At 35.9% G+C, this 12,753-nt stretch carries 14 protein-coding genes; 3 read left to right on the top strand and 11 right to left on the bottom strand.

Going from position 1 to position 12,753, the window contains the following annotated elements; genetic code table 11:
• The 5 genes from ACY65O_RS18310 to ACY65O_RS18290 all read right to left on the bottom strand — a co-directional run.
• On the bottom strand, window positions 1-536 hold a 536-nt coding region (locus ACY65O_RS18310; RefSeq protein WP_462222304.1), incomplete at its 3' end, for a hypothetical protein.
• Between the two features lie 141 nt (window positions 537-677).
• Complete coding sequence (locus ACY65O_RS18305) at window positions 678-926, bottom strand: hypothetical protein (protein WP_462222303.1); 249 nt, start codon at window positions 924-926, stop codon at window positions 678-680.
• A 130-nt stretch (window positions 927-1,056) separates the two neighbouring features.
• Window positions 1,057-1,572 (bottom strand): fasciclin domain-containing protein, encoded by a 516-nt coding sequence (locus ACY65O_RS18300; RefSeq protein WP_462222302.1) that lies wholly within the window; start codon window positions 1,570-1,572, stop codon window positions 1,057-1,059.
• 73 nt (window positions 1,573-1,645) lie between these two features.
• Window positions 1,646-2,587, bottom strand: a complete 942-nt coding sequence (locus ACY65O_RS18295) for a Brp/Blh family beta-carotene 15,15'-dioxygenase (protein WP_462222301.1) — start codon at window positions 2,585-2,587, stop codon at window positions 1,646-1,648.
• An 82-nt stretch (window positions 2,588-2,669) separates the two neighbouring features.
• A complete protein-coding gene (locus tag ACY65O_RS18290) occupies window positions 2,670-3,410 on the bottom strand; it encodes a bacteriorhodopsin-like (RefSeq protein WP_462222300.1) in 741 nt (246 codons plus the stop codon).
• A 334-nt stretch (window positions 3,411-3,744) separates the two neighbouring features.
• Here ACY65O_RS18290 and ACY65O_RS18285 point away from each other — a divergent pair, with 334 nt between their 5' ends.
• Complete coding sequence (locus tag ACY65O_RS18285) at window positions 3,745-4,383, top strand: flavin reductase family protein (RefSeq protein WP_462222299.1); 639 nt, start codon at window positions 3,745-3,747, stop codon at window positions 4,381-4,383.
• A 4-nt stretch (window positions 4,384-4,387) separates the two neighbouring features.
• Here ACY65O_RS18285 and ACY65O_RS18280 read toward each other — a convergent pair whose 3' ends face one another.
• Complete coding sequence (locus ACY65O_RS18280) at window positions 4,388-5,008, bottom strand: hypothetical protein (protein WP_462222298.1); 621 nt, start codon at window positions 5,006-5,008, stop codon at window positions 4,388-4,390.
• A gap of 63 nt (window positions 5,009-5,071) precedes the next feature.
• Window positions 5,072-6,253: a class I SAM-dependent rRNA methyltransferase gene (locus tag ACY65O_RS18275; RefSeq protein ID WP_462222297.1), complete on the bottom strand. Its 1,182-nt coding sequence runs from the start codon at window positions 6,251-6,253 to the stop codon at window positions 5,072-5,074.
• 138 nt (window positions 6,254-6,391) lie between these two features.
• On the opposite strand from ACY65O_RS18275, the gene ACY65O_RS18270 reads away from it, so the two are divergent.
• The gene (locus tag ACY65O_RS18270) at window positions 6,392-6,940 is read left to right on the top strand and encodes a nucleotide exchange factor GrpE (RefSeq protein WP_462222296.1); all 549 of its coding nucleotides are present in this window, start codon (window positions 6,392-6,394) and stop codon (window positions 6,938-6,940) included.
• 303 nt (window positions 6,941-7,243) lie between these two features.
• Entirely contained in the window at window positions 7,244-8,407 is a 1,164-nt protein-coding gene (dnaJ, locus tag ACY65O_RS18265) for a molecular chaperone DnaJ (protein ID WP_462222295.1), read from the top strand.
• Between the two features lie 193 nt (window positions 8,408-8,600).
• Here the strand turns inward: dnaJ and ACY65O_RS18260 are convergent, their stop codons facing one another.
• The 4 genes from ACY65O_RS18260 to ACY65O_RS18245 all read right to left on the bottom strand — a co-directional run.
• Window positions 8,601-10,358: a vWA domain-containing protein gene (locus tag ACY65O_RS18260; RefSeq protein ID WP_462222294.1), complete on the bottom strand. Its 1,758-nt coding sequence runs from the start codon at window positions 10,356-10,358 to the stop codon at window positions 8,601-8,603.
• Between the two features lie 76 nt (window positions 10,359-10,434).
• Window positions 10,435-10,971: a hypoxanthine phosphoribosyltransferase gene (hpt, locus tag ACY65O_RS18255; protein WP_462222293.1), complete on the bottom strand. Its 537-nt coding sequence runs from the start codon at window positions 10,969-10,971 to the stop codon at window positions 10,435-10,437.
• A gap of 65 nt (window positions 10,972-11,036) precedes the next feature.
• The gene (locus ACY65O_RS18250; protein WP_462222292.1) at window positions 11,037-12,203 is read right to left on the bottom strand and encodes a glucosaminidase domain-containing protein; all 1,167 of its coding nucleotides are present in this window, start codon (window positions 12,201-12,203) and stop codon (window positions 11,037-11,039) included.
• Window positions 12,204-12,206: 3 nt separating this feature from the next.
• On the bottom strand, window positions 12,207-12,753 hold a 547-nt coding region (locus ACY65O_RS18245; RefSeq protein ID WP_462222291.1), incomplete at its 5' end, for an O-methyltransferase.

Here is a 12,753-nt window from a genome sequence, read left to right as displayed (position 1 = left end):
ATCTGATCTAACTGCATATTGGTTTGCTCTTCCATTGCACTTAAAGCTTTGTTCCTTATAACGCCATCTTCAGTGGGCTTAACTAAAGCCCCTGATGCAGCCGATGCATAAGGAAGCACACTCATTTGTTTATGATATACTTCTGTATTGATAAAAGATTTTTGTTGGTTAGTAAAACCCCGTTGAGTAATTTTCAAATACCCATTCGGCAACATTTCATTTATAATCTGTAATATTTCATTACCATCTTTATAAAAAAATATTTCAAAATGTATGGTACTTATTAAATCGACTTTTACAGTATCTGCCCAATTAATATCACCAAAAGAATGCATCACACCATCCGTAATCAATTCGTATTGCGAAGAAAAAGCCTGATTTTCGAGTGTTACCCAACTTGTATTTATATTGATCAGTTTTTTGTCATTTCCATTGGCAATAATGCAAATTCCGGATTTAGGTCGGTTGCCCGTTTCGTAAATACCTTTTTCAGGAAACAGTTGCCAGGAACCAATAAAATTATAGGTGGTTATCATTTATACCGTATTAAAATTTGTTTCAGCTACAACAAATAATTGGACAGATTGTTTTAACAAAAAGCATGGCGATACCATGCTGATTATATAACTCATGTAAAAAATAAGGAATCAAATATTTTCAAATTAAATTTCCAGTTCTTAATTCTTACAAATAATGAATTTAAAAGCAGGCAGATCTGTTTTTCGCAATAAAGCTTCTATAATATTGGGATTTGAACTTACATTGCCGGAAGAGATATTAATAGACTGAAAATATTTGCCGTTACAGATTACGTTAATACGAAGCATTTCCTCAAATAAATCTTTATATTGTTTAATAAAACGTTCCTCATTAAAAAGCTGTTCATTAATGAAAATTTCATAGTGTTGTAACTGATATACTTTCATAAAGTGTAATTAACGCCTCTCTTCTATTTATATAATTTTTCTATAAAATTTTCTTGTTGATTGAATTTGCTTTATAAAAATAACTGCTCTCCTTAAATAAATGAGAGCAGTTTAGTAAAAATTTCAATTTTTATTTTGGCAATAAAACAGCATCAATTACATGAATTATTCCATTGCTGGCTAATAAATCAGTTGCAACAACGGTTGATTTACCTCCATTTTCATCGGTTAGAATAACTTTACCTTCTTCTATAGTAGCGGTTAATTTACCCCCAGCTACAGTAGATAGTACAGCTTTACCTTTTCCGTTTTTTATGGCTTCTATCACGCCTTTTGCATTAATATTGCCAGCTACTACATGGTAGGTAAGTACTGCTACCAATGTAGATTTACTTTCCGGCTTTAATAAATTATCAACTGTACCAGCTGGTAATTTTGCAAATGCAGCATTTGTAGGTGCAAATACGGTAAACGGGCCTTTACTTTTTAATGTTTCTACCAATGCTGCAGCTTTTACTGCAGCTACCAATGTTGTGTGATCAGCCGAGCCAACTGCAACATCAACAATGTCGGATTTTTGTGCAACAACATTTACAGCAAACAAACCTGCTGCAATAAATAAGACGGTCTTTTTAATTACTTTCATGATTTTTTTTTAGATTTTATATTTGATTTTTTTAAAAAAAATATTTATTAATAGTTCTACAGATAATACTAGTTCAAACAGGTTTTTCGTTCATATTGTTAGATCTTATACTTTTATACATGTTGTGCATTATCTGCATATGCGGAGCTGTAAGAACAGCCAGTCCAAGAAAAACATAAACCATCATAGCGTTGCTATTAACAAACATAAACCCTGTTAACCCAAATAAAGTTATCCCTGCCATTGCAGCAATACTATATATACTGATTTGCTTTGCTATAAATGCAAAAGAATATAAAGCATCTTTACGTAAATAGCTGATAATATTACGTAGTGAAAGAACAGAATGCCAAATAATAAAGTAAAAAGTAAAACCCAGTACCATGGGCAGGGCATACAGTATAAATAGAATGAATGCCATCTGTACTATAAATTGTCCCTGATTTTCCGGGTTAGAACTGTTACTTGAAAAATAAAAGAATGTACTTGCAAAAAACAGCACCCCAATAAATGATAAAATAGCATAACGGTACTGGTCGAGCCAATTAATGAATGATGCATATTTTATTCCGGCATCAAACATTTGAAAGAGCGGTTTTACTTCTTCAAAATGGTGAAGTAAAATAACAGCAAGTATAACAAGCCCGTAACTGATTACAAATAATTTACCAGCTATTGTATCAGTTTTAAATTTATACAGATCAGTTTCGCCAAAATGATAGGCAGCAAAAATTATAAACATCAAATTTCCGGCTAAGGGCAAAAACCAAAGTAATGCTGCAAATAAGATGAGCCGCCCCAAATAATTAAGTAAGAACTTTATTTTGGAAAAAGATTTTTTAAAGTCTTCCGCATTTTGAGTGGCCACTAACAAATCAGCAGCACCATGTGGCACACCGAGTAACACAATTCCAGTTAAAAAAATAATAGACTGTATTTGCACTGAAACAGGCTGAATATATTGCTGTAAAAGCATTATTAAAAACCCTGAAACTAAAAGTGCAATCCTTAACATGTTTACCGTATTATTTTATTGGAGTAATTGAAATAAACAGGAACATAATATAATTATTACTACATTCCTGTTTACTAAAAAATTATGCTGTGGCAGGAGTTTTGTCTGTTTGAGCTAATGCATAAATGACAAGGCCAAATCCGATTTTATTTATGGCATCACCAATATTATATACAATATCCAGTGATAAACCTTCCAATACTCTCATACCGAATAAGCCGCCTTCTGTTCCGGCAATATATCCAATTGGATAAATAGCCCAACCAACTAATACAAACCATGCTAATGTTTTATTTGCCCTTGCAACTGCTGGCCCTGCATTAGCAGCTAACTTGGCCACTTCTCCAAACCATATTAAATACACAATGTAGAAATATGCTAATCCACTAACAAATCCCCAAATCCAGCTTTGTTTTTCGGTTGGATAGATGGCTTCTCCTATATATCCGGTTACAAGCATGAATATAGATGCCGCAATTAATTTCCAAAGTAATGCGATTTTTGCGCCTGCTTTTTTTGTGATTAGATAGAACTCCACACACATTAATGGTACAGTCAATATCCAGTCTACGTAACGAAAGAAAGTTGGAGACTGCCCGGTTTCAAGATTGTAGTCTCTCATGTAATAATAATGGACTGCTGCAATAAAAGTAATGAGGCCTGAAACTAAAACCGAGGTACGCCATTTTTTTTCAGTATTACCCACTTCAAAAAAGAAGAATACTGATGCGGCAAGCATTGCCATACAGCCTATAAAGAAAGTGAAGGCTACATAATTGTCTTTTGCGATTGGGAGAATCCCAAGAAATGTTGTTTGATACATATTTTATATTGGTTTAAAAATGAAAAGTGAATGTTAAAGTTTATTTGCTAATTAGTGTTTAACAATCGATATAATTTATTAAACAAAAATAGATTTGGATTTGTTCAAACATTTTCAATTTTAATTGAAAATATAATTAGTTTGAAATTGATAAAAAGTATCAAATTGCTTGCCGGGTACCGTTTTGTTGAAGCTTACAGTGTTTTAAAGTATTTCAATTCATATACAAATGATATTTTTTTAAATTTTGAAAAAAAATATTTTTTTCAAAATAAAATGAACCCAAAAAAGCTGCTGGTGTTATTGTAGAAAGATATTTATAAAAGAAATAAAAATGATGAAACATTTTTCAAAAGCTAACATTCAATCGTGGGAACGTTTTTACAGGTCTAATTTTATTAACTGTCTCAGCGGTTTTAAAAGCGCCACTTTAATTGGTACAACCAACAGCGTTAAACAAACCAATCTTTCCATTTTTAGTAATGTAGTACACCTTGGTGCCGACCCGCCAATGATTGGCTTTATAAACCGGCCAAAAGAAGCTGCTCCGCATACTATAAAAAATATAGAAGCAACAGGTGTTTATACCATGAACCATATTCACAAAAATTTTATTAAACAGGCGCATCAAACCAGTGCTAAATATGCCGAAGGTGAAAGTGAATTTGAAAAGGTGGGTTTAACCATCGAATGGAAAGATAATTGCCGGGCACCCTTTGTTGCCGAAAGCAGGGTTAAATATTCGATGGCGTTAACAGAAATTATTCCCATAAAACACAATGGCACATTTTTAGTAATTGGTGCTGTGGAGGATATTTTTGTTAATGAAAACGTTATTGATAGAGATGGATTTTTACATATTGAAAAAGCAGGCAGTATAATCACATTAGGTATTGATGGCTATTACGAAACAGATCTAATAGCAAGATTTAAATACGCAAAACCAGGCGTTGAAACCGAAAAAATAAAATGAAGAATTACGGAATTAGCCAGTGTGCAGAAAAACTTCCATCATTGTTGTAAGCAAATGCTGCCCTCCTGTGCCCCTGGCTGTTCAGCCATAACCATTCCATCCAGGTAACAGTGGTAACTGCCACACCAAAGTTTTTTCTGCCAGCTTTGCTTTGTATTATTGTTGGGGCGGCTGTTTGGTAAGCATCTGGTAAGCCGTCCGTTGGTATGGTAGTTTTATTAGAAGGGCCTTCTTCTCCTAAATAAATTTTTCTGCTGCTTACGGTACTTGTTGCCCAGGCCCCGTCTGCAATTAAATCATCCTGATGTAATGTTACTTTGCCCGCCAATCTAATTTGCAGCCTTACTTGTGCATCGTAAAATAACCAGCTTATATTATTTTGCATGTGCAATTCTTTCCACTTTCCACTACGTATGTCTGTGTAAAAAGCAAGTTGATTTTTATCGGGCAATACATTTCTTAATACCACTGTACGCAAGTTAACGACTTCCGCATTTACGTTTGCCACTACCGGATTATGAAAGGCATCTTTATACCTTAATGACCCATTTAATAAACGGTTCCAAATATCTTTTTCTAAACCGGGTAAATCATAATTTATACCATCTATTAAAATTGTGTTCATAGCAGCAATAACATTTTTTTAAACAGATAGTTTTTAGTTAAAACAAAAACTATTTAATTTCAACTACAACACCTGCACAATCAAAAACTTTAAATAATGCGTATTCTCCTGTCCTCTTATTATGGGATGATCGGCGCTTTGTGCATTAAAAACAACCTGCCGTATTTTTCGTTTGGCATCTTTGGCGGCCATTTGTATAATGTCTAAAAATAATTCGGGTTGTACTAAATTGGTGCAACTGGAGGTAACTAAAAAACCACCGGGCTTTACTAATTTCATTCCACGCAAATTAATTTCTTTATAACCTGCAACTGCTTTATCGATGGTACTGCGGCTTTTGGTAAACGATGGCGGATCGAGCATTACCACATCCCATCTTTTGTCTTCTTTGGTCCAGTTTTTTAATACATCAAAAGCATTCACACAATCAAAGCGGCAAATTTTTTCCAGGCCGTTTAGTGCTGCATTCTTATTGCACATGTCAATGGCGTTATGAGAAATATCTAAACCCAATACAGATTTGGCGCCATAATATGCAGCGCTAATTTCGAAAGAGCCTGTGTAACAAAAAGCGCCGAGTACATCAGCATCTTTTACAATATGCTGTATGGCACGGCGATTATCCTGCTGATCTAAAAAGTAGCCGGTTTTTTGCCCGTTGGCAATATCAATATTAAATTTTATTCCGTTTTCGTTTATAACAATGTTGGTATCAAATTCGGCTGAAAGAAAACCTTTGTGCTGTTCCATTCCTTCCAGCTCACGAACGGGTACATCATTACGTTCGTAAATACCTTTGGGCGTAAATATTTTTTCCAGCGCTTTTACAATTGCAGGTTTCCATACATCCATACCAAGGGCTAAAGTTTGTATCACAAAATAATCGTTGAATTTATCAATAATTAATTGCGGCATATCATCAGCTTCTCCAAAAATTAATCTGCAGTTTTCGCTGTAGCCAATTTTTTGGCGGTATTGCCATGCCTGTAAAATACGGTTGTAAAAAAATTTATCGTCAATAGTTTCGTTTTTATCCCTGGTTAGCAGCCGTACCGATATTTGCGATTGCGGATTATAATAGCCACGGCCAATAAATTTTTTGTCGAATGTGAAGACATCCACAATTTCGCCAGGCTTTGCATTCGTGTCTTTTTCTTTGCCTGTATTAACCTCATTGGCAAATATCCATGGATGCCCCAGCTCTACCCTGCGGCTTATATTTTTGTTTAAAACAATGCTCTTCATGGCGTAAAGTTACCCATTTAGCTGTCAGGGCATTCAAATTGTCCACAGAAGCCCGTTAATTTTGCCAATTTGGCTGCAAAACAACGCTTGGCAAAATGTTTGACTGTTGTACCTTCGCAACCAATTTTTAAAATTAGTATGAAAGAAAAAGAAGCTATAACACAGGAGAACGAGAGCATGAATATTAATGCCGATGCTGATGTACCCGGCAATACCCATTTAAGCAACGAAGGCGCCGAAGAGGAACTGGAAAAATTGAAGACAGAAGTGGATGAACAAAAAGATAAATACCTGCGCCTTTTTGCTGAGTTTGATAATTTTAAAAGACGGAGTGCTAAAGAAAGAATGGAGCTTATACAAACTGCGGGTAAAGATGTGGTGGTATCGATGCTGGAAGTAATGGATGATTGCGACCGGGCCGAAAAACAATTACAAACCAGTAATGACGTGGCTTCAATAAAAGAAGGCATCAGTTTAGTGTTTAATAAATTAAGATCCACACTTAATAACAAAGGACTTAAAGCCATGCAAAGCATCAATACCGAATTTGATGTGGAGAAGCATGAAGCAATTACAGAAGTGCCTGCGGCAGATGATATGAAAGGTAAAGTAGTGGATGAAGTGGAGAAAGGGTATTATTTAAATGATAAGATTATAAGGTTTGCGAAAGTGGTGGTAGGAAAATAAGAGCCCCCTAGCCCCTCAAGGGGGAAATGGAGAAGATAAAGCGAATTTCACCTCACCTATCCTCTCCTTTAGGAGAGGGAAAAGAAGATTATAAAGTAAAATAGTAGAAAATGAGTTTATGTTTTTCAACGTCCCGTAGGGACGACAAGTGCTTTTGCAAAACATAATAAAAGTTCAGCAAGGAAATATTGTTGAAGAGTGCCTCGCCTTAGGCCAGACCACCGAAGATGATTAGCATTAATAAAGCTGGGAACAAAAAAATTTAAAACTAAAACCACTTTCTCTTTTTAGAGATAAGCGTACATGAAAAAAGATTTTTACGAAATTTTAGGGGTATCAAAAGCTGCATCTCAGGATGAGATAAAAAAAGCATACCGTAAAGTGGCTATGCAATTTCACCCCGACCGTAACCCCGGTGATAAAGCTGCAGAAGAGAAGTTTAAGGAAGCTGCTGAGGCTTACGAAATTTTAAGCGATGCTGATAAAAGGGCGCAATACGACAGGTTTGGTCACCAGGCGTTTAGCCCGGGCCGTGGCGGTGGCGGAAGTTATGGCGGCGGTATGAATATGGATGATATCTTTAGTCAGTTTGGAGATATTTTTGGTGATGAAAGTCCGTTTGGAAGTTTTTTTGGAGACAGTAACAGAAGAAGCAGTGGCGGACGCAGCCGTGGTGTAAGAGGCAGCAACCTGAGAGTAAAAATAAAATTGAATTACGAAGAGATTGCAAAGGGTACTACCAAAACGATTAAGGTAAAAAAATATGTGCTGTGCAATACCTGCGGTGGTAATGGTGCTAAAGATAAAAATAGTGTAACCACCTGCGGTACATGCGGTGGCAGCGGCCAGGTACGCAGGGTTCAAAATACTTTTTTGGGCCAGATGCAAACTGTAACTACCTGCCCTACCTGTAATGGTGAAGGCACTACTGTTACCAATAAATGCACGTCATGCAAAGGCGAAGGACGGGTGTATGGCGAAGAAACAGTAACAATAGATATACCTGCTGGTGTACAGGAAGGCATGCAACTGAGTGTGGGTGGTAAAGGCAATGCGGGCGAACGTGGGGGCAGCAATGGCGACTTAATTGTATTAATTGAAGAAGAAGCACATGCACAATTACACCGTGATGGATTGAATGTGGCTTTTGATTTACATATCTCCATACCTGATGCAGTTTTTGGTACGCAGGTAGAAGTGCCTACCATTGACGGCAGGGCTAAAATAAAAATTCCACCCGGCACGCAGAGCGGAAAAATATTTCGTTTAAAAGGCAAAGGTTTTCCTAATGTAAACAGTTACGAAAAAGGTGACCAGTTAATACAGGTGAATGTGTGGACACCACAACATGTTAGCAGCGAAGAAAAACAAATGCTGGAAAAATTACAGCTCAGTCAAAACTTTGTACCCAAGCCCGATAAAAATGATAAATCGTTTTTCGATAAAGTGAGGGAGATGTTTAGTTAGGGTTGCGGTGAATTGTGAATTGTCAATGGTGAATGGTGAATTTTTACAGCGGTAAAATTTAGATAGCTTATTTTTAGATGTTGTTTTACACTGGACATCCGACATCCGACATCCGACATCCGACATCCGACATCCGACATCCGACATCCGACATCCGACATCCGACATCCGACATCCGACATCCAATATTCAACTATTCATCTTTTCGTTTTTTCCCTTTCTTAGATTTATAAATTTTCTTTGCCTTATCAATCATTTGCAAAAACTCTGTTTGCAAAAAATCATTTTGATTGTGGGCAGCGGTAGCAATAGTTTCTATTTGCAGCCAGTCAGCCTCTTTTATATATTTTGATTGTTTTACTTTTAAGGCAAACATGGTAACGGCTGTGGCAAACTGCAATTCGTTATCTAAATCCGTAAACGCTATAGACTGCTGGGAACAAATATATTCCATTACTTTATGAGCAGTGTCGTTACATAAACTGTAGCGCATAGAAAGTTTTGCAATACCGTTCTTATCATTAAAATCTGCCGTTAAAAGTTTTGCATCTTCGGGCACAATTTCAAATACTGCCAGCACACTGCTGCCACTGCCTATTTCGCCACCTTCTATATCAATCGTACTGTCTTGTACAGCATCCCGTTTATTATCAAACCCAATTAACCGGTATTGCTTTACTAATTTTGAATTGAACTGCAAATTCATATACACATCATCTGCAACTGCATAAAAAGTTTGGGTTAATTCTTTAACCAATACCTTTTCTGCTTCGTTAATATCATCTAAATAAGCATAATTACCGTTGCCTCTTTTTGCAAGCGTTTCTAATTTAGAATCTTTAAAATTTCCCATACCCACACCAAGGCAGGTTAAAAAAACACCCGACTGTCTTTCTTTTGTTATCAATTCATCCATCGCTTTTTCTGATGTAAGCCCTACATTAAAATCGCCATCAGTAGCCAATACTACACGGTTGCTGCCATTTTTATTATACGTACTTCTTGCTAATTGGTATGCCGTCATTATTGCAGCTTCGCCAGGTGTATCGCCTCTTGCTTCAAGCTCTTCAATTGATTTAATTATTTTTTCTTTTTCGGCTCCACCTGTTGGCTGCAGCCAAATACCAACAGTACCCCCGTAAGTAACAATTGAAATAGTATCAATTGCTCTTAAATTTTTTACAAACATTTGAAATGCCGCCTTCAACAATGGCAGCCGGTTGGGCATATCCATGCTTCCCGATACATCAATTAAAAAAACAAAATTGCTTGGTGGAATTTTATTAAGGTCTAATTTTTTTGCATTGATATTTAAAAATAACAATTGCTTTTCTTCATCCCACGGGCAGGAACTAAGCTGTGATTCAATTTTAAACACTTCATTATTTTCGGGCTCCCTGCGGTGCAGGTTAAAATAATTCAATAACTCTTCTGTACGCACAGCATCAGGCGGCACAGTGCTGCCCATATTTATAAACCTGCGTATATTGCTGTACGATGCCTTGTTTACATTTAAAGAAAACCCTGTGTTGGGAAATTTATCCGCTGTTACATATTCATTTTCCACCAGTTGAAAATAAGTTTCATTATTTACAAACCAGCGGTTCTTTGATGTTTGATTAAAATTTTTTGTAACTGAAATTAATTTGGGACGGTTACGGTTAACATTACTCGGTAAAATTTTTAAGTTTACTGTTTGCCATTGATCGGCATTTATTTTTACAGTTTTTGTTTCATATCCATCAAGAGTAAAAGAAAGTGAATCAGCAAGTGATTTTGTGGTTATCCCAAAATCGCCTGAAGCACCTGAATAATATAATAAGTGATTAGAGTGTAAAATTATTTTTACGTTGGCAAGAGGTTGATTTTTTTCATTTTTTACTTCTCCACGTATATAATACTGTGCACCGGCATGCAGTACAGCTAAAAAAAGAAAAGTGATATATAGCAATCGTTTTAGCACAAGAAGATCAATTGCGTTAAAATATTTATGTTAAAGACAATTTTTTTCCCCTTTGTGTTGCCTGCTACTCCTCTATAAGCTGGTAAATTTCTTTTAAATTTCTTCCTAAGCCGTCAAAATCAAGGCCATAGCCAAGCAAAAACTTATTGGGTACGTTAAAGCCAAGATAATCAATTTTTACCGGATATACTAATGCATCGGGTTTGTGTAACAGTGTAGCAATTTTTAAAGAGGCCGGTTGCTGATTAAAAAGCTGGGGTAAAAATTCGCTTAATGTTTTTCCGGTATCAACAATATCTTCAATAATTATTACATGCCGGCCGTTTAAAGGCTCATCGAGACCGATAGAGGTGATTACATTACCTGTAGAAGTGGTGCCTTTGTAAGAAGCCAGTTTTATAAAACAAATTTCTGCTTCAATGGTAACTGCCTTAAATAAGTCGGCAGCAAACATAAAAGAGCCATTTAGTATGGCAATAAACAGCGGACGTTTTCCCTCATAGTCACGGTTAAGCTCAGCCGCCAGAATATTAATTTGTTCATTTATTTGCTGTGCAGTTATAAATGGAGTAAATTTTTTTTTGTTTACCTCGATGTTCATTGGTGATTGTAGTTTGCAGGTTTGCTTTTAAGCGCCTGATGTTTTGGTAATAGTTCTTCCCGAATTTAATTTGATATTATTAATTCCTGCCCGATGCTTAATGAATCGGTTTGCAGTTTATTCCATTCTTTTATTTGCTGTACAGTAATATTGTATTTTTTTGAAATTGAATACAGCCCTTCTTTTGGCTGCACAACATGCGTTTTAGCAATTACCGCTTCAGGAGTATTTATAACTTTTATTGCAACTTCATTTGCTGGTATAATATTTGGCTTTAAGTAGATTTTAGTACCTGCTTTAATTTGTTCATTTCCCCAAAGCTTATTATAGTCCAGCATATACTGTAACTGTATGCCATTTTTCTGTGCAATATCATACAACGACTCCCCTGCTTTTGCTTCATAAAAATCTTTATCGCCTGTTTTTGATTTCATTTCCAAAAAAATATTTTGATTTTTTGTAAGCAACCCGTCTTCCGCAAGTTCGTTAAAGCCAAGCATTTTACTCAACGCTATATTATTTTTTGTTGCAACAACCAGCAACGATGTACCCTTACCAGCATAAACACATTTACTGCCGTTTACTTCAATTACTTTATCGCTGGCATCAAGCATACTTGCATCATCTGCATTTTTTTCTTCCGGTAAATTTTTTTCTTCTGTAACTTTTTCTTCAACATCATCCTGGTATTTACCGGCATCAAATTTTGGTGCTTCGTCAGCAGCCACTAAAGTGTATTGCTGTAAATTATATTGCTCAATATGTTTAATAAGTATCAATGGATATTTTGGGTTAGTAGCGTAGCCAGCCTTTTTTAATCCATTGGCCCAGCCTTTATAATCTCTTACATCAAGTTTAAAAAGAAAACCATAACGTTCACTTCCCCTTAAAAAATTACTATGGTCACGATAACTTTCTTCAGCAGTTTTGTAAAGGCGAAAGCATTCTCCAATGGCATCATCATCATGGGTAACACCACCAGCCGTCCAGTTGCTTTTACATTTTATTCCAAAATGGTTGTTAGATTTTTTTACCAGCGGGCTGTTACCGCTTTCAGTTTCTAATAAACCCTGTGCCAATGTAATGGCTGCAGGTACACCCATTCTTTTCATTTCTCTAATAGCAATATCTTTATACATTTCAATATACTGCACAGGAGTTAGCATATTATCCTGAGCAAAACCAATTGCACTGCTTAAAAACAAAATTGATACAATAAATAATTTCTTCATCCCTTATAATTTTTTAATCAGCAATAACCCATCTCTTACTGTAAGCAGTACATTTTCTACTCTTTTATCTTTTGCCACATGCTCATTAAATGCCTGGATTGCTTTTGCATTCTTTCCTTTCAATTCTTTTTGTAAAACCTCGCCATGAAACAAAACATTATCTGCTAAAACAAAACCCCCTGATTTTACATTCGGCAAAGTTAATTCGTAATACTCAATATAACTCACTTTATCGGCATCAATAAAAACTAAATCCCACTGCTGGTTAAGTGTTGTAAGTACCTGCCGGGCATCTCCTAAATGTAAAATTACAGTATCCTTAACATTTGCTTTTTCAAAATATTTTTTTGCTGTGGCTGCATCTTCTGCTCTAATTTCTATAGTATGTAATTGCCCGTGCTGTTGCAAACCTTTTGATAAACACAATGCACTGAAGCCGGTAAAAGTACCTATTTCTAAAATTTGCTGAGGGTTAATCATGCAGCTAATCATTTCTAAAACTTTACCCTGCACATGGCCGCTCAGCATTTGTGCATGCGGATGATGCTGC

The sequence above is a fragment of the Ferruginibacter sp. genome (assembly GCF_031430955.1).
In the GTDB taxonomy this organism is placed as follows: Bacteria; Bacteroidota; Bacteroidia; order Chitinophagales; family Chitinophagaceae; genus Ferruginibacter.
Note: the sequence above shows the minus strand (reverse complement) of the source record. Positions and strands in the feature narration are given on the sequence as shown.